Origin of the sequence: Massilia endophytica, from assembly GCF_021165955.1 — a bacterium.
Lineage (GTDB): Bacteria > Pseudomonadota > Gammaproteobacteria > Burkholderiales > Burkholderiaceae_D > Rugamonas > Rugamonas endophytica.
The window spans coordinates 2184045-2203795 of the sequence record NZ_CP088952.1; the positions used below are offsets into that span (position 1 = coordinate 2184045).

Here is a 19751-nt window from a genome sequence, read left to right on the forward strand (position 1 = left end):
ATCACGGGCGAGGCTGCGGCAGCGCCGGAGGAACGACGATGGTGTCGTTCAGGCGCAGGAACTTGAAGCCTGCCAGCTTCTGCACGGGCTTGCCTTCCGCCGCCTGGCGCGCTTCGCGTGCCGCCACGCGCTCCATGAAGGCGTCGAAGCTCTCTTCGCGCACCTTCGGCTCGGCGGAGTTCAGGAAGTTGCGGCTGCCGTCCGGCGCCGTCACCACCAGGCCGACGTGCGAGGCCCAGTACTCGCCGTTGCGGGTCGAGATCACGTTCACGAAGTCGCCGTCGTTCAGCTGAGAGAGCACGTTCTTCACGTAGTCCTTCGGCACATAGGCTTCATTGCTCTGGGTGACCGGGAAGCTTGCCTCCGTGTGGTGGCGGGTGCGCAGGAAGCGCGTGCGGTCCACCGTCAGCGGATAGCTGGCGGTGCGCTCGCCCGCCAGCTTGGCGCTGATGTCCGTCACCAGCCAGCCGTTGTTGATGTTCCAGTCCTGCTCCGTGTAGTGGTTGCGCGTCGCCACGCCGACCACGCCGTCCTTGTAGCGGATTCGCTGCAGCATCCAGAAAAATTCTTCCCAGTTGCGCGATAGCGCCATGGCATAAGTATGTTCCGAAAATACAACACAATCGCTGTGCGTCAGGCTGAACATCGGCAGCTCGTCGTGGATCTGGAAGGGGAATTCGCCCAGCAGATTGAGCACGTAAGGCTGGCCGATGTTCTGGCGGCCGATAGCGGCGATGCGCTTGCGCAGGTCCGGCTCACTGGTCTGCATGTGGTTTATATACCGGCCTGCTTCCTGCGGCGTCATCTGGTACAGGGGCTTCTTCAGCAGCTGCTCCATGCTCAGGGGCTGGGATGGCGGAGATACGGTCGCACAGCCGGTCATCAACAGGGCAAACAGCAGGGGAAGCAGGCGCATTGCAGGACTCTCAGAGGGAAAAGCTTACGCTAGCGCGTTTTGCGCGTGACCGCGAATGATTCTTTGTCATGACTCCATAACTTCCGGTTTCCTATTCCCGGGAGTTATGAGCACGCAAATATTAGTCATTATGCATAAATGGAATTCTGGCGAATACTTTTTCTAACCGGTATTAAATCGGTCTTGGAAAAAATTACAACCGTGGAGAGCAAATGAGCATGTACGAGAAGAAGCCGCTGGCCGTAGCGGTCTCGCTGGCGCTGATGACGCTGGCAGCGCAGAACGCGCTGGCGCAGCAGGCCCCGGCGGCCGATTCGGCCACGCAGGTGGTGGAAGTGACGGGTATCCGCGCTTCCATGGCGAAGTCGCTGAGCGTGAAGAAGAATTCCTCGGCCAACGTGGAGGTCATCACGGCCGAAGACGTGGGCAAGATGCCGGACAAGAACCTGGCCGACTCCCTGCAGCGCCTGACCGGCGTGGCGGTGCGTACCGACTACGACGAGGCCGAGAAGGTCGCCATGCGCGGCACCAATCCGGACCACACCCTGATCATCTTCAACGGCCACGCCGTGGCCGGCGGCGACTGGTACATTTCCGACCAGCTCTCCAGCAGCCGTTCCACCAGCCTTTCGCTGATGCCGTCGAACGTGCTGAACCAGGCGATCGTCTACAAGACCTCGCAGGCGAATATCCAGGATGGCGGCCTGGCCGGCACCATCAACGTGACCACCCGCAAGCCGCTGGCGCAGAAGGAGCGCCTGTCGGGCGTGGTCAACCTGGGCGGCGTGTATGCCGACCTGCCAGGCAAGGCGACCCACGACGTCAATGCCTCGGTCAACTGGAAGAACGAAGCCAACACCTTCGGTATCATCGTGCAGGGCTTCGCCGAGAAGCGCATGGTGCGCCGCGATTCCGTGTCGCGCTTCGCCTACCCGCCCAACAGCGGCTGGGACGTGATCAACACCGCGACCATGAAGGGCATCACCGACGAATCGCTGGCCGGTACGGGCCTGAAGGCTGCGGACCTGAACGGCGTGCGTATCCCAGGTTCGATGAGCATGGAATACGTGCAGGGCGAGCGTGACCGCAAGGGCGGCATGTTCTCGGCCCAGTTCAAGCCGAACAAAGACCTCGACATGACGATGACGGGCTTCCACTCGTCCATGAAGGCGCCGAACTACGGCCGCCTGAATGCGGGCGCCATCATCAGCATGCTGCAGGGCAAGCAGAGCGGCCAGGGCCCCTACGCGGGCGCCCCGACCTCGGTCAACGGCAAGCAGGTGTTCGCACAGATCAAGAACCCGGTCATCGTGACCGAGAAGACCATGTTCGGCCACGAGCTGCGCGTGCTCAAGAGCGCTGACATCGTGTACCCGGACGGCACCCCGCCGCAGTACATCGGCGAAACCGAAGGCGCCTATCGCGACGGCGCACTGGCCAAGAGCTCCTTCCTCGACCTCGACGCGAAATACCGCGTCAACCAGGACCTGACCATCAAGGGCCTGTTCTCCACCACGCGCGGCGAAGGCAAGACCGATCTGGACCAGGGCCTGACCTACACCCGCTTCGGCACCGGCGTCTCCTACGCGCTGGGCGGCCTGAAAGACGCGCCGATGGTCAAGTACTACGGCACCGGCCCGAACATGTACAAGCCGCAAGGCGCTGACGGCACCGGCTTCGTGCTGACCGGCCGCAATGCCGCCAACGCGCGCACCGTGGACCGCGAAAACAGCCTGAACCTGGATGCGGAATACAGCCTCGACCGCGGCATGCTCAAGTCGCTGGAATCCGGCGTGCGTTTCTCGGAGCACAAGCGCTCCCTGGTGCGCCGCTTCCCGCAGCTGCGCTACGCCGACCTGGCGCCGAATGCCCCGACCAGCGGCTTCATTCCATGGCCGTCGGACTTCGGCAACGGCCTGGACGGCCCGGCGGGCTGGGACAACACCAGCTGGACCATCACTCCGGAAGCGCTGAAGGCCTACTACGAAGCCAACCGCACCGTCACCAGCTCCGACTGGGAACGCCGCGCGGGCCTGGAAATCGACATGCGCGAGCGCCAGAGCGCCGGCTACATCATGGCCAACCTGGAAGCGGACCGCCTGTCCGGCAACATCGGCCTGCGCCTGGTGCGCACCGAAGTGGACGCGATGATTCCTTACCCGATCCCGGCCGGCATCTGCACCCGCTCGCGTCCCGGCGAACCGATCATCCCATGCCCTGGCTATCCGGACGCGATCACCTGGGTTCATGAGGGCACCGGCTCCTTCCAGGACCGCACCTTCAATCCGAAGGCCGGCAGCTTCTTCTACAAGAAGGAGAACAAGCACCATTACACCAACGTGCTGCCAAGCCTGAACCTGCGCTATGAACTGCAGGACGACATGATCACCCGCTTCGGCCTGAGCCGCACCATCGGCCGCCAGAACTACAACCTGTTCGCCGTCGGCTACAGCAGCGCGACTTGCGGCGAAGCCGGTTGCACCATCATCGGCCCGAACCCGAACATCTCGCCGCAGACCTCGAACAACGCGGACCTGTCGTGGGCATGGTACTTCGCTCCACGTTCGCTGGTGAGCGTGAACCTGTACTACTCGAAGATCAAGGGCTATCCGAAGACGGGTATCGCAGGCGCCGCAACGATCGAATACATCGACCCGCGCGACAGCCAGCTGAAGACCTTCAACGTGCTGACCTCTTCGCAGCAGGGCGCGCACGTAGGCGGCATCGAGCTGGCGTATGAGCAGCCGATCGGCAAAACCGGCTTCGGCTTCACCTCCAACGTGAGCCGCGCCAAGACCAAGGTCGACGACGGCCTGCCGATGGTCGGCGCATCCGAATGGGCGGCCAACCTGGGCGGCTACTTCGAGAACGACAAGTTCTCGGCGCGCCTGGTGGCGAACTACCGCAGCGAGTACGTGAACAGCAGCACCGCTCCGACTCCTAACGCGGCAAGCCAGGGCAAGGCAGTGATCAACGGCGTGACCATGCCGGTCGCCCCGACCATGGCCGCTCCCGTGACCACGTTGGCGTTCAACGCAAGCTACAACATCACGCCGACCCTGATCCTGTCGTTCGACGCGACCAACCTGACCAACGCCAAGCGCGCCTACTATCGCTACAGCGAAGAAGAGCAGCAGAAGCTGGACGTCAGCGGCCGCCAGTACTACCTGAACCTGAAGTACAAGTTCTAAGCTCCCTGTAGTAGCGTTCAGGCGCAAGCCTGAACTGCCGGACCGGCTTCCCCCTCCCTTGGCCGGTCCGGCTTTTTTTCGTCCTTACAAACCGAAGATCAGCGAGCGGTGGGCCGCCACGCCTGCCATCACTCCCGATGCGGCGGCCATGCTGGCATTCCCGAACGGCGTGGACAGATCCCCGGCGGCAAACACGCCCGCCACCGTGGTCTGCTTCATTTCGTTCACGCGCACCAGCCTTCCCTTCGGGCTTTCATCCATGGCGCAGCCCAGCTGGGACACGATGGGCGTGCTCACATCCACGCGCGTCGCAACGAAGAGCGCATCGAGCGGAATCACACGGCCGTCGGCCAGCTTCGCGGCCTCCAGCGCGGGTGCTTCGCCAAGCAGCTCCACCACGGGCGCCGCTTCGATGCGCACGCGGCGCGCTGCCATCTGCTCCCGCACTTCGGCGCCAGGTTCGTGCAGCCCCTGGGTGAAATAAACCACGGGCGCCCAGTCCGAAACCAGCAGCGCCTGCTCCGCCGAAGATTCGCCGCTAGCCAGCACGCCGAAGGGCCCGGGCCCTGCCTCGTAGCCATGGCAGTAGGGGCAATGCAGCACCGTCCTGCCCCAGCGTTCGCGCAGCCCGGGCAGCGCCGGCAGCTCGTCGCGCACGCCGGCCGCCAGGATCAGGCGCGACGCGCGCTCCGTTCTGCCGTTGCCTACCGTGACCTCGAAGCCCTGCTCCAGCGGGCGGGCGGCAATGGCCACCTCCTCCAGCAGCTGCACTCCGGGATAGGCGCGCAGCTGCGCATGCGCCGTTTCGCGCAGCTCGCGCGGCGTCTTTCCGTCGTGGCCGAAGAAGCCGTGCGCCGTGACGGCATTGCGGTTGCGCGGCGAGCCGCCGTCCAGCACCAGAATCCTGCGCCGCGCCCGTGCCATTTGCAGCGCCGCCGCAATCCCGGCGAAGCCGCCGCCAACGATGATCACATCCAGCATGGTTCCTCCTTATGATACATTTGATGTTACATGATAGGCGACAAGAACGGCTCATGCAACTTATAATGTGACAAACCATTGAAAATGCTTTCCCATGCGAGCCGACAACCGCCTGTCCCGCATGCTGCATGTGCTGATCCACATGCAGCAGACCAGTGAACCGATGACTTCCGCGACCATCGCCGAAGTGCTGCAGACGAATCCCGTGGTGGTCCGCCGCACCATGGCGGGACTGCGCGACCACGGCTATGTGAAGGCCCTGAAGGGCCACGGCGGCGGCTGGACGCTGGCCCAGCCGCTCAGCAAGATCACCCTGCTCGACATTTACAACGCGCTGGAACAGCCGGCCATCTTCGCCTTCGGCTGGCAGGACGGGAACCCGGACTGCCTGGTGGAGCGCGCCGTGAATGCACGCCTGGAACAGTCCTTGAGCGAGGCGCAAGCCCGCCTGCTGAAGGATTTCAGCAAGGTCACCCTGCAGGATATTCTCGACAGCGTGGGCGATAACGCGGTGCTGTCGCATCTGGACGCTCATCGGTAAACGCCCCCGGCAGCCGTACGGCGGCAAATTCCCTGCATCGCTATACTGGGCCTTCAAGGACCAGCAATGAAGGGAACCACGATGGATACCACCTGGATCATTACCGCCAACGCGAGCCGCGTGCGGATTTTTTCCGAGGAGCCCAATGCCGAGCGCCTCGAAGAGGTGAAGGACCTGGTCGACGACCGTGTTCGCATGCGCGCGATGGAAACGCAGACCGACCAGCCGGTCGATCCCAAGGCGGCCTCGAACAGCATCAACAATACCGGCGGCGCCCTGCCCGGCAGCACCTACCAGCCCGCGAAAACGCCCGTGCAGCACGAGACCGAGATCTTCGCCCGCGAAGTGTGCATGGAACTGCAGCAGGCCTACAACCAGCAGCGCTTCCGCAACCTGGTGCTCATGGCCTCACCGGAATTCCTGGGCGTGCTGCGCAAGCAGCTCAGCCCCCAGCTGCAATCGGCCATCGTGCTGGAGCTGAACAAGGACTACACCCAGCTGCCGCCGCAGGAACTGCGCGCCCAGGTCCACGCGCAGCGCCAGCACTAGGCAAGCACAGAGGCGCCCCGCTCCTCCAGCAGCTGCCGCAGGATGCTCCTGTGGCAGCGCGCCTCGTTCTCGCAATAGCAGCCCACCGAGAATGCCGTGCTGTGCGACATGGTGGCGAGCAGGTCGAGCACATGGCTCGCATCCGGCTGCTGCATCTCCTTGCGGTAGGCGCGCATGAAATCGCGCCATTCGCCGTCCCCTTCCGCCGCCCTGCCCTGCGTCATCAGCCCAGCGCTCGGCGCGAGATTGGGCAGCCAGGTATCGTAGTAGTCGCGCGAGGCAAATTCCTCCTTCGGCACGCCGCGCGGCGGACGCCGCACTGTGCCGATGCGCGCGCCCTCGTCCTTTTCGCGCGGCGATCCCAGCTTCACTATCCGTATTGCCATGCAAACTCTCCTCCATGGGTTCCTGCCGAGGTATTATGCGCGTAATTTTTATGGAAGCGGAAGGCGGCAGTTTGAGTCAGCAGCAACAGGGATTTCTCCTCACCCGGCAATGGCGCGACACCCCGGCAGGCACGGAGGCGGACTTCTGGCTGGCCACCGATGAAGGGCCGCGCCTGGTGCGCCAGCTCGCCCAGCCTTCGGTCGCTTTCGTTCCGGCCGAACAGCGCGAGCTGCTGGAGCGGCTGCTGCAGGGCGAACGGGGCACGGAGTTGCGCGAACTGGCGCTGCAGGACTTCCAGCACCGCCCTGTATTGGGCCTCTACTGCAGGCAATACCGCCACCTGCTGAAGCTGGAAAAGAAGCTGCGCGAGCACGGCATCGACGTCTACGAGGCCGATGTGCGGCCGCCGGAACGCTACCTGATGGAGCGCTTCATCACTGCGCCGGTAAGCTTCGATCCCGCGCTGCCGGACAGCCCCTTGAAACCCGCCAGCGGCTACCGGCCCCGCCTTCGCCTGTGCTCCCTCGACATCGAAACCACCTCGCAGGGCGAGCTGTATTCCATCGCGCTCGAAGGCTGCGGCCAGCGCCAGGTCTACATGCTGGGCGAGCCGAATGGCGGCGGCAGCGGCATCGATTTCGCACTGGAGTACTGCACCAGCCGCCCGGAGATGCTGGAACGCCTCAACGACTGGCTGGCGCAGCACGACCCGGACGCCATCATCGGCTGGAATCTCATTCAGTTCGACCTGCACATGCTGCAGCGGCACTCCGAGCGCTACCAGGTGGCGCTGCGTTTCGGCCGCGACGGCAGCGTCATGGAATGGCGCAAGCACGGCGGCGGCCAGCAGCACTTCTTCGCCGCCGTGGCGGGACGGCTGCTGATCGACGGCATCGAAGCGCTGCGCTCGGCCACCTGGAGCTTCCCCTCATTCAGCCTTGAATCCGTGGCCCAGACCCTGCTCGGCGAAGGCAAGTCCATCGACAATCCCTACGACCGCATGGCGGAGATCGACCGCCTCTTCGCCGAGGACAAGCCCGCGCTGGCGCGCTACAACCTGAAGGACTGCGAGCTGGTCACGCGCATCTTCGACAAGACCCAGCTGCTGGACTTCCTGCTGGAGCGCGCCAGCGTCACCGGCCTGGCGGCGGACCGCAGCGGCGGCTCCGTGGCCGCTTTCGAGCACCTCTACATGCCGCTAATGCACCGGCGCGGCTTTGTGGCGCCCAATGTGGGCGATGTCGTGGGCGAGAACAGCCCCGGCGGCTTCGTGATGGATTCGCGCTCCGGTCTCTACGACTCGGTGCTGGTGCTCGACTACAAAAGCCTGTACCCCTCCATCATCCGCACCTTCCTCATCGACCCGGTGGGCCTGGTGGAGGGCCTGCGGCTGCCGGAAGAACAGACGGTGCCGGGTTTCCGGGGCGCCCGCTTCGCGCGCGAGACCCACTGCCTGCCCGGCATTGTGTCGCAAGTATGGCAGGGACGCGAGGCCGCCAAGCGCGAGAAGAACAAGCCTCTGTCGCAGGCCCTGAAGATCATCATGAATGCCTTCTACGGCGTGCTGGGATCGAGCGGCTGCCGCTTCTTCGATCCGCGCCTGGCTTCCTCCATCACCATGCGCGGCCACGAGATCATGCACCGCACCCGCGAGCTGATTCAGGAACAGGGCTATGAAGTAATCTACGGCGACACCGACTCCACCTTTGTGTGGCTGCGCCGCACGCACAGCCAGGAAGACGCAGACCGCATCGGCCGCGCGCTGGTGGCCCGCGTGAACGAGTGGTGGCGCGCCGACCTTAAAGAGCGCTTCGGCCTGGAAAGCGCCCTCGAACTGCAATACGAAACCCACTACCGCCGCTTCCTGATGCCCACGATCCGCGGCTCCGACGAAGGCAGCAAGAAGCGCTACGCAGGCATGACGCTCAAGCCGGACGGCAGCGAGGAGCTGGTGTTCAAGGGGCTGGAAACTGTGCGCACGGACTGGACGCCGCTTGCCCAGCAGTTCCAGCAGGAGCTTTACCGCCGCATCTTCCTGGGCGAGCCATACAAGGAGTACGTGCGCGACTACGCCACCCGCACGCTGCGCGGGGAGCTGGACGAGCAGCTGGTCTACCGCAAGCGCCTGCGCCGCACGCTGGACGACTACGAGCGCTACGTGCCGCCCCACGTGCGCGCCGCCCGCCTGGCGGACGAATTCAACGAGCGCCAGGGCCGCCCGCTCCAGTACCAGAGCGGCGGCTGGATACGCTATGTGATGACGACCGCGGGCCCCGAGCCCCTGGAAACGCGGCGCGCGCCCATCGACTACGAACACTACCTGAGCCGCCAGCTGCAGCCGATCGCCGACGCCATCCTGCCCTTCGTTGGCGACAGCTTCACCATGCTCACGAGCCGCCAGGGCACCCTTTTCTGAGAAGCAATCGCAAAAAAGCAACAATCACGGCATCTTGTGTCATAATACGAATGATTCGCATTATCGCTATCAATTAGATTATCGATAAGCGCCAGCCGACTTTGCCAGCTATCCGAAAAAATGAAGAATCCGCACATCAAGAGCATCAAGCATCCACGCCCGGCCGTTGCCGCCGCCATCGCCACCCTGGCCCTGCCACTGGCGGTCCACGCCCAGAGCACCGAGCAGAAACTGCCGGAAGTGACCATCAACGGCCAGGCAGGCAGCGACTTCCAGGTGAAGAAATCGGCGAACGACAAGTTCACCGCCCCGCTGCTCGATACTCCCAAATCCATCACCGTCGTTCCGGCCGAAGTGATTTCGCAGACGGGCGCCGTTTCCCTCACTGAGGCCCTGCGCACCGTGCCGGGCATTACCATCGGCGCGGCCGAAGGCGGCAATCCGGTGGGCGACAACCTCTTCATCCGCGGCTACAACGCGCAGACCGACACCTACATCGACGGCATCCGCGACAGCGGCTCGCAGTCGCGCGAGATCTTCGCGCTGGAACAGATCGAAGTGGTGAAAGGCCCCAACTCGGCCTACGGCGGCCGCTCCTCCGCTGGCGGCGGCGTGAACCTGGTGAGCAAGACCGCGAAGGCGGAAAACTTCAGCAACGCCTCCGTGGGCCTGGGCAGCGCGAAATACCGCCGTGTGACCGCCGACGTGAACCGCATGGTCGGCGACAACGCCGCCGTGCGCCTGAACGTGATGGGCCACGATGCCCACGTGCCCGGCCGCGACATCCTGCACGGCGACCGCTGGGGTGTGGCCCCTACCGTCACCTTCGGCCTCGCTTCGCCCACCTCCGTGAACCTGAGCTACTACCACATGGAGTCGAGCGAGCTGCCCGATACCGGCCTGCCCTTCAACAATCCCTTCACCACTGGGCCGAATGTGGCGAAGAACGGCAACGGCACGCCGGTGAACGTGCCGCGCTCCACCTTCTACGGCCTGCTGAACCGCGACTACCGCGACACCGAAACTGACATCGGCACCATCGACGTCAAGCACGCCTTCGGCAACGGCCTGACCTTCCGCAACGTGACCCGCTACGGCCGCACCAGCAACGACTATGTGTGGACCCAGCCTGACGACTCGAAAGGCAACGTGGCCCTGTACGGCACCCTCTGGCGCCGGGCCAACACCCGCATCGTCAGCACGGACTCGCTGGCCAATGCCGCAAGCCTGAGCGGCGCCTTCACGGCCGCAGGCGTCAAGCACAGCTTCACCGCCGGCATCGAGATCAGCCGCGAAGACACGGACCGCGGCAGCTACATCTTCAACCCCGGCACGAACAATCCGCTGCAGACCGTGGGCACGAACTGCCCCACCACTGGCGCGGGCACGCTGTACAACTGCACCACCCTGCTGAACCCGAACCCGAACGATCCCTGGCAGTACACCCGCAGCGTGTCGCCCAACCGCACCGCCGTGCGCACGAATACCCGCTCGGCCTATGCTTTCGACACCATCGAGTTCAATCCGCAATGGCTGCTGAACCTGGGCCTGCGCTGGGACGGTTTCCGCACGAAGCTGGACGTACCGGCCTTCACCCTGAACGGCGTGAGCACGCCCGCCCAGCATGCGCAGGTCGATACCGACTTCCCCAACTACCAGGCAGGCCTGGTGTACAAGCCTTCGGCCAACAGCAGCATCTATGCCTCCTACGGCACGTCCTCCACCCCGCCGGGCAACGACGGCGGCGACGGCCTGGATGCGCTCACCGTCATCGTGCAGAACCTCAAGCCGCAGGACAGCAAGAACTTCGAGCTGGGCACCAAATGGGAAGTGCTGGCGCGCCGCCTCTCGCTGAGCGCGGCCCTCTTCCGCAGCGAAATGAATAACGCCCGCGTCACGGCGCCGGACGGCAGCACCCAGAACGTGGGCCGCAAAACCATCCGCGGCCTGGAGCTGGGCGTAAACGGCAGCCTGAGCGCGAACTGGCAGGTCTTCGGCGGCTACACCTGGCTCGATGGCCGCATCGCCGACAACGGCTACGTCAACACCGGCACCACTGCCAAGCCGGTGTGGACGCCGTCGCCCTTCAACGGCAACGTGTTCCCCACCACGCCGAAGAACAGCGCCTCGCTGTGGACTTCGTACACCGTGATGCCGGGCCTGAGCATCGGCGGCGGCCTCAGTGCCATGTCCCGCGTGTACTCCAACATCAACAACACCAAGTTCGCGCCGGGCTACACCCGCTTCGATGCGATGGCGAGCTATGACCTCAACAAGAACGTCAGCCTGCAGCTTAACGTGCAGAACCTGGCGGACAAGCTGTACTTTGACAAGGTCTCCTCGCCGCATTACGCGGGCGTGGGCGCGGGCCGCAGCGCAACGCTGACCGCCAGCTTCAAGTACTAATCGCGTCGCCCCCGCGCAGGCGGGGGCCCAGGAGTGCCGCCGCGCCGCATACGCTCGTGGATTCCCGCCTACGCGGGAATGACGTACATTGGCGCAATGCCCCCGTTTTCTCGCGGTATCGTGCGCCGTCCTCGCGTTCGAGGACTAAGCTGTAAGGATAACCTGGCGAGGAGAACTCAAATGTGGAAACGAGCGCTGTCGAGCATCGTTCTCGCGTCCGCCGCCGCTCTTCCGGCGCAGGCGCAGGACTGGGATTTCAGCTACACCGGCTTCCATTGGCTTGAAGCCGACCTGTTCAACCCCACCCTCACCGAAACGGGGCATTTCAGCGGCAGCGACGCCAATGGCAATGGCGTGCTGGAGCTGGGTGAGCTCAGCCAGTTCTCATGGTCGAGCGTTAGCTACCTTGGCGGCGGCGGATGCGGCAGCGGCATCACCTGCACGCTCGAACAGTTCAGCTACACGAACACCGGCCAGCTGAACTTCAGGACTAGCTGGTACTCGGTGGGCGGCGACAACTCGTCGCAGGCGGGCACCATTGCGTGGGACCGGTCCTGGTTCATCTCCAGCGGCAGCTGGGGCAGCGCTACGACCACCTACCTGTGGACGCCGGAAACCCGATTCGCCATTTCGCCCCAGCCAGTGCCCGAACCTTCCGGCGGCCTGATGCTGCTGCTGGGCGTAGCCGGGCTGGCAGGCTGGCGGAGACTTCGCTCTTCCTTGAAATAGGCAGGCGTGCCTATAATTGAGGCAGGTCCTTTGCCTGCCCGGGTGCCCGCTTGTCTCTTCGTCCAGCTTTATTTTTCATCATCGCCAGCGCTGCAACTGCGCCGCAAGCTGCGACCGCGCCGCAGCTCATCGGCATGATCAACCACTACCGCAGCGCGCCCGCGGGCTGCGGCGGCCTGGCCCGAGCCGCCCTGCCTCCGTACGCGGCGCCGCCCGCGCTCTCCACCGTGCACATTGGCGCGGGAGCCTTCCTCGACCTGGCGCTGGAGCATGTGGGCATTCCAGTGACGAAGGCGGACCTGATCTCCATTTCGAATGCGGGAGATGAGGCGGCAGCGATGGGCGTATTGAAGGAACGCTATTGCAGCCGCCTGCTCAGCGAGGATTTCTCGGCCATCGGCGTGCAGCGCAGCGGCGACGAATGGACCATCATCCTGGCCCGCCCGCAGCCGCCGCGCATGCTGCCCGAGCTGGACGAAGCGGGACAGGCCGTGCTGCGCGCCGTGAACGCCGCCCGCGCTGCGCCGCGCACCTGCGGCGAAGAACACTACCCGCCCGTTGGCCCGGTAAGCTGGAATCCGGCGCTCGGCGATGCGGCGCTTGCGCACAGCCGCAACATGGCGGAGCTGCGCTATTTCAGCCATGTGGAGAAGAACGGCAGCACGGCTGGCGAGCGCGCGCTGCGCGCGGGCTACCGCTGGCAGCGCATCGGCGAGAACATCGCCTCGGGCCAGGATTCGGCGGATGAAGCGGTGGAAGGCTGGCTGGCCAGCCCGGGCCATTGCGCCAACATCATGCGCCCGGGCTTCACGGAAATGGGCGCCGCCTTCGCCATCAGCAGCAAGGGCACGCTATACTGGACGCAGGTGTTCGCGGCGCCGCTCTAAGGCTGCTTTCCTTCGCTGGACCACACTTTCATGGTCTGCACGGCCAGCAGCTTGCATTTGCCGTCCACGTTCACATAGGTGCGCATGAACTGGTAACGGTTGCTGCGCCAGGTCTTGCCGTCCGCATTCCATTGGTCCACCGTGCTCAGGCCGCGCAGCACGACGGTATCGCCCAGCGCATGCGCCTTTACTTCGCTCGTTGTGCGCGCCTTCGCCGCCACCTTCAGCTCCTTCGCCCGCGCCAGCACCACCGCCTTGGTGTCGACGGCCGATGCGAGCGTGTGCACCCACACGTAATCGTCCGCGAGCCAGGCGTCCAGGAAGGCCGCGTCGCCGCTGCGCATCGCTTCCTCGTACTGGGCGTCATGTTCGATCAGCGCAGCGGGCGGCAGGCATGGAGCTGCCAGCGACACAAGTGGCAGCACGGCGCCTGCCAGAATCAAATGCTTCATACAAACCCCGAAAAATGAAATCGGCATAGTGTAGCCCTTCATAAGGCTCGCGAATATCTGCTATGGCACACATTATTTGCGCCGCGAATGTCGATAATGGAGATTGCGAATTGGATTTATATCTTGGGCCGCCGTATTCTGGCTCCATTGCAGATCATTTGAAAGCAGGAGAAGCCGCCATGAACTACTCTTCGCACAGCCCGTACGGTGTAAGCCAGGCCACCCTGGGCCCTTCGCCTACCGATATCCGCCGCTGGACGCGTGTGCTGCGCGCCAAACTGCGCCGCATCTTCGAGTTCTGGGGTGCGCCTTTCGTGGACGGCCGCTTCCCGCCCTGCTGAGCGAAGCTGTCAGGCGAAGCGGTCCAGCTCCGGTTCCGTGAAGCCTGCCTTGCGCCGCGCCTCGATATTGAAGGGCCCCCGCAGCGGCGGCGCCTCGTGCTTCTCCGCCAGCAGATCGTAGGTGCTTGAGGGATCGAGCCCGCGCTGGGCGCACAGGTAGCCGTACCAGCGGTTGCCGATTTCGACGTGGCCGATCTCGTCGCGCAGAATGATGTCGAGAATCTGCGCCGCCTCCATGTCTCCCGCCTGCGCCAGCTTGGCGCGCAGGGGCGGAATCGCATCGAGCCCGCGCGCTTCCAGGGTGCGCGGCACCAGCGCCATGCGCGCCACCACATCTTCCCGCGTTTTCTCCACCATCTCCCACAGGCTGTTATGGGCCGGGAAGTCGCCGTAGGCGTGGCCCAGCGTTTGCAGGTGAGCGGCGAGCAGGCCGAAATGGTAGGCCTCTTCCTTCGCCACGCGCAGCCAGTCCGTGTAGTAGCTGGCGGGCATGCCGGGAAAGCGCCACAGCGCATCCAGCGCCAGGTTCACCGCATTGAATTCGATATGGGCCAGCGCGTGGACCAGCATTGCGCGCCCTTCCAGCGTGGCCATGGAGCGCCTGCCGACAAGCTTGGGCGCCACCAGTTCGGGTTTGGAGGGCCGCCCGGGAATGCCGTCCGGCGCCTGGAGCAGCGCATCCACATCGAGTGTCGATGCGCCATCACGGCATGCATCCGCCATGGCGGCCACGCCGCGCGTCTTGGCAAGGGGATCGGGTTCAAGCAGGCATTGCAGCGCGGCCGCGCGGAGTTCCATTGAAGATCGCTGTGCTGATGGAAAACGCGCAGTGTAGCAAACCGCCGCACCGGCGGCCAGACTAGCCGTAGCGCTGCAGCGAAGGCAGGGAGGGTTCGAGCTGGCGCAGGCGGTTCGCGAACTGTTCGGCGTTGACCTCCAGCTGCGCTTCTTCGGCCGCATACAGGGCCTGCAGCAAGGCCGGAATCTTGTCCGCCACCGCCAGGGCCTCGGCATGCTCCTCGATCAGGCCGATGGCCTCCATATAACGCGCCTCATAACGCAGTTGTGCCGCTTTTTTGATCAGTTCCATGGCGTCCCCGATAGAAAGTCAGTGCTTGTATCATACTCAAAAGTTGCCGCATGGCAAGCACTATTTCAATCGTGCGCTGCAATTTCTCAGCCTGGACGCCGTACCGCCCGGATTTTCCCGCTGCCGCCGCCGCCGCAGAAGAACTGGCTCCCGCCGTCCGATTCCAGGCCCGACACATTCGCCCCCGCCGGCATTTCCAGGCGGTGGAGCACTTCGCCAGTCTGGGGATCGATGCGGCGCAATTCGCTGTCGTCGCCTTCCCAGGTGGCATGCCACAGCTCCCCGTCCACCCAGGTAACGCCGGTGACGAAGCGGTTTGACTCGATCTCGCGCAGCACGGCGCCCGTTTCGGGATCGATCTGGTGGATCTTCCTGCCCCGGTAGTTGCCCACCCAGAGCGCGCCTTCTGCCCAGGCCAGGCCCGAATCGCCACCGTTGCCGGGGGCGGGAATCGTCGCCAGCACCTGGCCCGTGAGCGGGTCGATCTTCTGGATGCGGTCTTCCGCGATCTGGAAAAGGTGCTTGCCGTCGAAGGCGGTGCCCGCATGGGCGGAGATGTCGATGGAGCGCACGATCTCGCCTGCGGCCGTATCTACGGCATTGAGTTTATCGCCCGACGCAAACCACATATGCTCGCCGTCATAAGTGACGCCGGCTACGCTGTCTTTGCCCGGGAAGGGTCCGTATTCACGGAGGATTTCGGCTTTGGATGTTTTCATGGCTTCCATCTTAACTCTCCGGCAAAGCGCCCGGGAGTAACAATGTTGACGGGAATCCGGGCAGGGAAGGAATGGTCCAGCGCCGAGCCGGGCCACGGCCGAAGGCATGCACCTTGCCCGCCTGCGCCAGCGCTTCCAGCGAGCGCTGGACAGTGCGCGCGCTCGCGCCCAGCGCTATCGCAAGCGCGGAGCTGGACCAGGCCTCGCCATCGGCCAGCAGGGCAAGCACGGCGCCCTCCTCTTCTTCCACCGGCGGAGCGAGCACCACAACCTCGCGATCGCCTTTCGGCGCAAGAACGAATCCTTCCTTCGTGGCCGAGATGTCCGCGAAGGCGCGCAATTCGTTGCGCAGCCTGCCCATTTCCACGCGCAGGCGCGCGCGGTGCGACTCGTCGGCCTCCTTGCCGCGGAAGGCGCGGCTGACCAGCTCCTCGCGCGAAGCGTCGCCAGGCCAGCGCTCCGCCAGCACGCGCGCCAGCGCAAACAGAACGGGCCGCGTCGCCAGCGGCACCACTGTCTGCGCCTCGCGCACGGCGTAGCGGCAGGCATCCACCACCAGGGAGCCGGATGCGAACAGCGCTTCCACCTCCCCCAGCAGCAGCGGCCGTGCCCCGCCTCGGGAAATCAGGCGCCCCGCAGGTATTCGCAGCACGTGGTTCATGCCCTCCACCTCCGCCGCCAAAGCCGGTATGCCGGCATCGTGCGCGGCCTGCGCCGCCCGCTCGAGCGCGTCGCATGCGGTTCTTGTGTGGAGGCGGCGGATAGCGATACCCGCGAGTGCCATCTCATACGAGGCGCGCAAGGCTGGCGGCAGGGGCTCTGCATCCAGTTCCCGCAGCGAGCGCGCCGCGTCGTCCAGATCGCCGATCAGCAGCATGCGCCGCACTTCGAGCAGGCGTGCATGCGCCGCGTTCAGGCGGTCGCCGTGCGCTTCCAGCGTGGCGCGCGCGGCAGCAAGCTCCCTGGGCGGCCAAGCGAGATCCCGCGAAACCAGCGCTATCTCCGCCTCGGCCACAATGCAGCGTGCCTTCGCCACGGTCTCCCTGGGTGCAAACGCGCGCGCCGCATCCTTCAGCAGCGCCTTCGCGCGCGCCAGATCGCCCAGCTGCGCCATGGCGATGCCCCGCAGGGCCAGCGCAGGCGCATCGTCGCGCAAGGCCACGCGCTTCAGCGCTCCTAACAGGTCGCCTGCTGCCAGCGCCCGCGCCGCGGCCGCGATCATCGAATCCATCGGAATCCCGTCAAGATTGTCACTCCCACTCCCCGGCCCTGCGGCCATAGCATATTCATCACCATACCGAACATGGTACGACAACACTCAGTCTAAGGAGAAACATGATGACGATGCACAAAACAGGGACCCGCGAAGAATGGCTCGACGCACGTATCGAGCTGCTGGCCGCCGAGAAGGAACACACGCGGCGCGGCGACGTCCTGGCGCAGCAGCGCCAGGCGCTGCCCTGGGTGAAGGTGGACAAGCAATACCGCTTCCAGACGCCGCAAGGAACCAAAACGCTGGCAGACCTGTTCAAGGGCCGCTCCCAGCTCCTGGTCTACCACTTCATGTACGGCCCGGACTACACGGCGGGCTGCCCCTCCTGCTCCTCGATTGCGGACGGCTTCAACGGCATTGTGGTTCACCTGGAAAACCATGATGTCGCCTTCACGGCGGTCTCCCGCGCCCCGCTGGAAAAGCTGGAAGCCTTCAAGGAGAGGATGGGTTGGAGCTTCGACTGGGCGTCTTCGGGCGGCAGCGACTTCAATGCGGACTTCGCCGTCTACTTCACCGAAGAACAGCAGCGCGACGGCAGCATCGGCTACAACTTCCGCCGTGAACCGGCCGTGAAAAGCTGGGCGCCCAGCGACAGCGAGGGTCCAGCCGGGAAAATGGCGGCCATGAGCGGCACCAACCTCGCCACCTATGTGCTGGACCGCCCGGGCCTCAGCGCCTTTGTGATGGAAGACGGCGAGATCTACCACACCTACTCATGCTACTCGCGCGGCGTGGACGGCATCTGGGGCATGTATCAATGGCTGGACCGCGCCCCGAAAGGCCGCAATGAGAACGGCGTGTGGTGGCGCCACCATGACAAGTACGAGCATGCTGCATAAGGCGATTCAGCCAACCGCGGGCGGCGGCGCTGCCCGCGCGGCGGACTGGCTCTGTCTGGCCGCCACGCCGGTCTTCGCCGTGATGGCGCTCGTCAGCGCTTTCACCGAAAGCCCGGAGCTGATCTGCTCCGCCAGCCGCGCATCCCTCCCGGTGAACGGCATGACGGCGATGTACGTGATCATGGCCGCATTCCACCTGCCGCCGTGGCTACGGTTGCTTGCCGGATCGAGGGGCTGAACAGAGCGGAGGATTACCCTCACACTACAAGGACATTGCCGGACGGAAGAATCGAGTTCGGTAACGTCTGCAAGAAACAGCCCAACTATCAGGTTGCCCGCTTCGTCCACAATCCCGGTCACGCTGCCCAAGCGGTCCTTGAAGAACCAGTTCAGGCTCGTTGCACCGTTGCGCTCGATCTTCACGCGCAGGCCCATCGCCCAGTAGGTTTTGACCGTGGTCACACCGCCCTTCACTTCGGCCTCGAGTGCTCCGGCATAGTGGATCTCGGTGCCGTCGCTGCGCGTCTGGCGCACACACTGGCGGCCGGCGCCATAAGCGAAGTCGCTGTAGGCGCTGCCCTTGGTGGCGCGCAGCGGCACGTCGACGCTACTCAAAATCCACGGCTCCATTCTCTCAACATTGGAGCCTCCCAGACTTCCGGCGCAGTTCAACCAGATTAAGACCAGTCAAGGCGTCACTACTCAAGAACAGAAAGACCGAAATTCGCAACCTTTGTCCGCAACGCCTCCAGCTGCTGCGGTCCATCTGCTATTACAAGGTCTGTTCGATCATACCTACCAAAAATCCGAACCCCAGCCCCGCAAAAATATACATCCATCAGTCGCTTCTCGCGCAAGCTATTCACGAAAATTTCCCTGAGCTCGGAAGTGGCCGTTTCGAACACTCGTAAGGGCCCAGAACGATTGCAGATTACGCCATCAACTGCAAGAGTTGAATAAAAATCCAGGAACCTCTGCTCTCCAACAAAATACTGCTCTAAGGCCCCAGCATCCAATGTTATCGAATAGTTCAGATACTGACAGTCATCAGCCTCAGGCTCACTCAGCCAGTGATCGAAGGTTGAAACATGGAAGTAAGAAATTCCAAGCGCATCAAGATCATCCTCGCCTAGATCAATATCAGGAAAATGCTTAGCAAACTCCTTCGCTAACGCGGTTTTCATTTCCGTTCCCCTCACTAAACGGTCCCAGGCGAGAACGCATCGAAGTACTTTCCGGGCCTATCCTCGAATATACCCACGACCCACGCTCGCTCGCCCGGTCCCTGATCCGACGGCACGTCAGCGAGCACTCTTACAACGTCGTCATGCTTGAACTTTGTCATACCAGCGATAGATTCGCAGGTGAGGATTTCCATCCGACGCGGTCACGCCGGGCCAATATGCGGGCTAACCTACCGGGATGGATCGGAAACGTTTCAGGGACGACGCTCGATTCAGGAATTTAGACGCGAATTCCCTATCGGGGATTGTCCCAAAGGCGATAATGCCGAAGCCTGTGTCTTCGTGTGGGTAAAAGATCAGCCCCCTACTTTTTGAAACAAGGAAACAATGCCCTCGAAGGCCGTAGACCAGCATACGCGCAAGGAGCAGTTGTCGAAGGACATCTTGTCCTATTTCGGAAACATAAATTGAAGCCAAGCTCTCAGTAACCTCTTCAATCGCCCGCGCGTAGGATGAGGACTCGTAGGCCGTACCAAAACGAGTACGGTAGCTAAAACGATGAAGCGCGTTGTGCAAGCACAAATAGTCCACCAATCTATGGTCTCGCTCGTCAAGCTTTGCGTCACCAAAGCGTCCCAACTCGTCCGTATTAGCATGGAGGGAACTGACCAATACCAAGCCGTCAATCTCTTCTCCAAACACATCGAAGAAAAGCGACACAGCAGCTTCTGCCATACCATCCACGTACTTGCCGGCACGTTCAAAATATCCCAGGAATCCAGGCGAGGTCGAGTAACTCTGCAAATTCACAGCGTTAGTTATGAGAAGTCTTATGTTCTGCATTTTCACG

Annotated in this window: 20 protein-coding genes; 9 read left to right on the forward strand and 11 right to left on the reverse strand. The window is 63.6% G+C overall.

Translation table 11 applies throughout. The features are described 5' to 3' along the window. Position 1 precedes the first annotated feature (1 nt). On the reverse strand, positions 2–916 hold the full coding sequence (locus LSQ66_RS09715; RefSeq protein WP_231769576.1) for an N-acetylmuramoyl-L-alanine amidase-like domain-containing protein: 915 nt from the start codon (positions 914–916) through the stop codon (positions 2–4). A gap of 212 nt (positions 917–1128) precedes the next feature. Between LSQ66_RS09715 and LSQ66_RS09720 the strand changes: the two genes are divergently transcribed. Beyond that, complete coding sequence (locus LSQ66_RS09720; protein WP_231769577.1) at positions 1129–4107, forward strand: TonB-dependent receptor; 2979 nt, start codon at positions 1129–1131, stop codon at positions 4105–4107. An 84-nt stretch (positions 4108–4191) separates the two neighbouring features. Here the strand turns inward: LSQ66_RS09720 and LSQ66_RS09725 are convergent, their stop codons facing one another. Beyond that, entirely contained in the window at positions 4192–5088 is an 897-nt protein-coding gene (locus LSQ66_RS09725; RefSeq protein WP_231769578.1) for an NAD(P)/FAD-dependent oxidoreductase, read from the reverse strand. 94 nt (positions 5089–5182) lie between these two features. On the opposite strand from LSQ66_RS09725, the gene LSQ66_RS09730 reads away from it, so the two are divergent. Both LSQ66_RS09730 and LSQ66_RS09735 read left to right on the forward strand, forming a co-directional pair. Continuing rightward, the gene (locus LSQ66_RS09730; RefSeq protein WP_231769579.1) at positions 5183–5629 is read left to right on the forward strand and encodes an Rrf2 family transcriptional regulator; all 447 of its coding nucleotides are present in this window, start codon (positions 5183–5185) and stop codon (positions 5627–5629) included. 81 nt (positions 5630–5710) lie between these two features. Continuing rightward, complete coding sequence (locus LSQ66_RS09735) at positions 5711–6178, forward strand: host attachment protein (RefSeq protein ID WP_231769580.1); 468 nt, start codon at positions 5711–5713, stop codon at positions 6176–6178. On the opposite strand, the gene LSQ66_RS09740 is transcribed toward LSQ66_RS09735, so the two are convergent. Then, complete coding sequence (locus LSQ66_RS09740; protein WP_231769581.1) at positions 6175–6564, reverse strand: DUF488 domain-containing protein; 390 nt, start codon at positions 6562–6564, stop codon at positions 6175–6177. The genes LSQ66_RS09735 and LSQ66_RS09740 overlap by 4 nt on opposite strands. 35 nt (positions 6565–6599) lie before the next feature. Here LSQ66_RS09740 and LSQ66_RS09745 point away from each other — a divergent pair, with 35 nt between their 5' ends. The 4 genes from LSQ66_RS09745 to LSQ66_RS09760 all read left to right on the forward strand — a co-directional run bounded on the left by LSQ66_RS09745 (position 6600) and on the right by LSQ66_RS09760 (position 13003). Next, a complete protein-coding gene (locus LSQ66_RS09745) occupies positions 6600–8981 on the forward strand; it encodes a DNA polymerase II (RefSeq protein ID WP_231769582.1) in 2382 nt (793 codons plus the stop codon). A 120-nt stretch (positions 8982–9101) separates the two neighbouring features. Further along, positions 9102–11387: a TonB-dependent receptor gene (locus LSQ66_RS09750; RefSeq protein WP_231769583.1), complete on the forward strand. Its 2286-nt coding sequence runs from the start codon at positions 9102–9104 to the stop codon at positions 11385–11387. 180 nt (positions 11388–11567) lie between these two features. Further along, complete coding sequence (locus LSQ66_RS09755) at positions 11568–12116, forward strand: PEP-CTERM sorting domain-containing protein (protein WP_231769584.1); 549 nt, start codon at positions 11568–11570, stop codon at positions 12114–12116. Between the two features lie 50 nt (positions 12117–12166). Next, a complete protein-coding gene (locus LSQ66_RS09760; protein ID WP_231769585.1) occupies positions 12167–13003 on the forward strand; it encodes a CAP domain-containing protein in 837 nt (278 codons plus the stop codon). Here the strand turns inward: LSQ66_RS09760 and LSQ66_RS09765 are convergent. Further along, the gene (locus LSQ66_RS09765) at positions 13000–13455 is read right to left on the reverse strand and encodes a nuclear transport factor 2 family protein (RefSeq protein WP_231769586.1); all 456 of its coding nucleotides are present in this window, start codon (positions 13453–13455) and stop codon (positions 13000–13002) included. The genes LSQ66_RS09760 and LSQ66_RS09765 overlap by 4 nt on opposite strands. Before the next feature lie 179 nt (positions 13456–13634). Between LSQ66_RS09765 and LSQ66_RS09770 the strand changes: the two genes are divergently transcribed. Further along, positions 13635–13796, forward strand: coding sequence for a hypothetical protein (locus LSQ66_RS09770; RefSeq protein ID WP_231769587.1), 162 nt, complete (start codon positions 13635–13637; stop codon positions 13794–13796). Positions 13797–13805: 9 nt separating this feature from the next. Here the strand turns inward: LSQ66_RS09770 and LSQ66_RS09775 are convergent, their stop codons facing one another. The 4 genes from LSQ66_RS09775 to LSQ66_RS09790 all read right to left on the reverse strand — a co-directional run bounded on the left by LSQ66_RS09775 (position 13806) and on the right by LSQ66_RS09790 (position 16836). Continuing rightward, on the reverse strand, positions 13806–14594 hold the full coding sequence (locus tag LSQ66_RS09775) for a ferritin-like domain-containing protein (protein ID WP_231769588.1): 789 nt from the start codon (positions 14592–14594) through the stop codon (positions 13806–13808). A gap of 61 nt (positions 14595–14655) precedes the next feature. Continuing rightward, on the reverse strand, positions 14656–14886 hold the full coding sequence (locus tag LSQ66_RS09780) for a hypothetical protein (RefSeq protein WP_231769589.1): 231 nt from the start codon (positions 14884–14886) through the stop codon (positions 14656–14658). An 86-nt stretch (positions 14887–14972) separates the two neighbouring features. After that, the gene (locus LSQ66_RS09785) at positions 14973–15605 is read right to left on the reverse strand and encodes a Vgb family protein (RefSeq protein ID WP_231769590.1); all 633 of its coding nucleotides are present in this window, start codon (positions 15603–15605) and stop codon (positions 14973–14975) included. Positions 15606–15615: 10 nt separating this feature from the next. Next, positions 15616–16836 carry a helix-turn-helix domain-containing protein gene (locus LSQ66_RS09790; protein WP_231769591.1) on the reverse strand — a complete coding sequence of 407 codons (1221 nt, stop codon included), beginning with the start codon at positions 16834–16836 and terminating at the stop codon, positions 15616–15618. 107 nt (positions 16837–16943) lie between these two features. On the opposite strand from LSQ66_RS09790, the gene LSQ66_RS09795 reads away from it, so the two are divergent. Continuing rightward, on the forward strand, positions 16944–17717 hold the full coding sequence (locus LSQ66_RS09795; protein ID WP_231770086.1) for a DUF899 domain-containing protein: 774 nt from the start codon (positions 16944–16946) through the stop codon (positions 17715–17717). A 6-nt stretch (positions 17718–17723) separates the two neighbouring features. Here the strand turns inward: LSQ66_RS09795 and LSQ66_RS09800 are convergent, their stop codons facing one another. The 3 genes from LSQ66_RS09800 to LSQ66_RS09810 all read right to left on the reverse strand — a co-directional run bounded on the left by LSQ66_RS09800 (position 17724) and on the right by LSQ66_RS09810 (position 19750). Then, positions 17724–18332, reverse strand: a complete 609-nt coding sequence (locus LSQ66_RS09800) for a hypothetical protein (RefSeq protein ID WP_231769592.1) — start codon at positions 18330–18332, stop codon at positions 17724–17726. 83 nt (positions 18333–18415) lie between these two features. After that, positions 18416–18901, reverse strand: coding sequence for a hypothetical protein (locus tag LSQ66_RS09805; protein WP_231769593.1), 486 nt, complete (start codon positions 18899–18901; stop codon positions 18416–18418). Between the two features lie 225 nt (positions 18902–19126). Next, positions 19127–19750 (reverse strand): hypothetical protein, encoded by a 624-nt coding sequence (locus LSQ66_RS09810; protein WP_231769594.1) that lies wholly within the window; start codon positions 19748–19750, stop codon positions 19127–19129. Position 19751: the final 1 nt, after the last annotated feature.

What these genes read in the sequence shown, in the direction of transcription:
- LSQ66_RS09715 (WP_231769576.1), bottom strand. Translation starts at nt 916, where the DNA reads ATGCGCCTGCTTCCCCTGCTGTTTGCCCTGTTGATGACCGGCTGTGCG.
- LSQ66_RS09720 (WP_231769577.1), top strand. Translation starts at nt 1,129, where the DNA reads ATGAGCATGTACGAGAAGAAGCCGCTGGCCGTAGCGGTCTCGCTGGCG.
- LSQ66_RS09725 (WP_231769578.1), bottom strand. Translation starts at nt 5,088, where the DNA reads ATGCTGGATGTGATCATCGTTGGCGGCGGCTTCGCCGGGATTGCGGCG.
- LSQ66_RS09730 (WP_231769579.1), top strand. Translation starts at nt 5,183, where the DNA reads ATGCGAGCCGACAACCGCCTGTCCCGCATGCTGCATGTGCTGATCCAC.
- LSQ66_RS09735 (WP_231769580.1), top strand. Translation starts at nt 5,711, where the DNA reads ATGGATACCACCTGGATCATTACCGCCAACGCGAGCCGCGTGCGGATT.
- LSQ66_RS09740 (WP_231769581.1), bottom strand. Translation starts at nt 6,564, where the DNA reads ATGGCAATACGGATAGTGAAGCTGGGATCGCCGCGCGAAAAGGACGAG.
- LSQ66_RS09745 (WP_231769582.1), top strand. Translation starts at nt 6,600, where the DNA reads ATGCGCGTAATTTTTATGGAAGCGGAAGGCGGCAGTTTGAGTCAGCAG.
- LSQ66_RS09750 (WP_231769583.1), top strand. Translation starts at nt 9,102, where the DNA reads ATGAAGAATCCGCACATCAAGAGCATCAAGCATCCACGCCCGGCCGTT.
- LSQ66_RS09755 (WP_231769584.1), top strand. Translation starts at nt 11,568, where the DNA reads ATGTGGAAACGAGCGCTGTCGAGCATCGTTCTCGCGTCCGCCGCCGCT.
- LSQ66_RS09765 (WP_231769586.1), bottom strand. Translation starts at nt 13,455, where the DNA reads ATGAAGCATTTGATTCTGGCAGGCGCCGTGCTGCCACTTGTGTCGCTG.
- LSQ66_RS09770 (WP_231769587.1), top strand. Translation starts at nt 13,635, where the DNA reads ATGAACTACTCTTCGCACAGCCCGTACGGTGTAAGCCAGGCCACCCTG.
- LSQ66_RS09775 (WP_231769588.1), bottom strand. Translation starts at nt 14,594, where the DNA reads ATGGAACTCCGCGCGGCCGCGCTGCAATGCCTGCTTGAACCCGATCCC.
- LSQ66_RS09780 (WP_231769589.1), bottom strand. Translation starts at nt 14,886, where the DNA reads ATGGAACTGATCAAAAAAGCGGCACAACTGCGTTATGAGGCGCGTTAT.
- LSQ66_RS09785 (WP_231769590.1), bottom strand. Translation starts at nt 15,605, where the DNA reads ATGAAAACATCCAAAGCCGAAATCCTCCGTGAATACGGACCCTTCCCG.
- LSQ66_RS09790 (WP_231769591.1), bottom strand. Translation starts at nt 16,836, where the DNA reads ATGGATTCGATGATCGCGGCCGCGGCGCGGGCGCTGGCAGCAGGCGAC.
- LSQ66_RS09795 (WP_231770086.1), top strand. Translation starts at nt 16,944, where the DNA reads ATGACGATGCACAAAACAGGGACCCGCGAAGAATGGCTCGACGCACGT.
- LSQ66_RS09805 (WP_231769593.1), bottom strand. Translation starts at nt 18,901, where the DNA reads ATGAAAACCGCGTTAGCGAAGGAGTTTGCTAAGCATTTTCCTGATATT.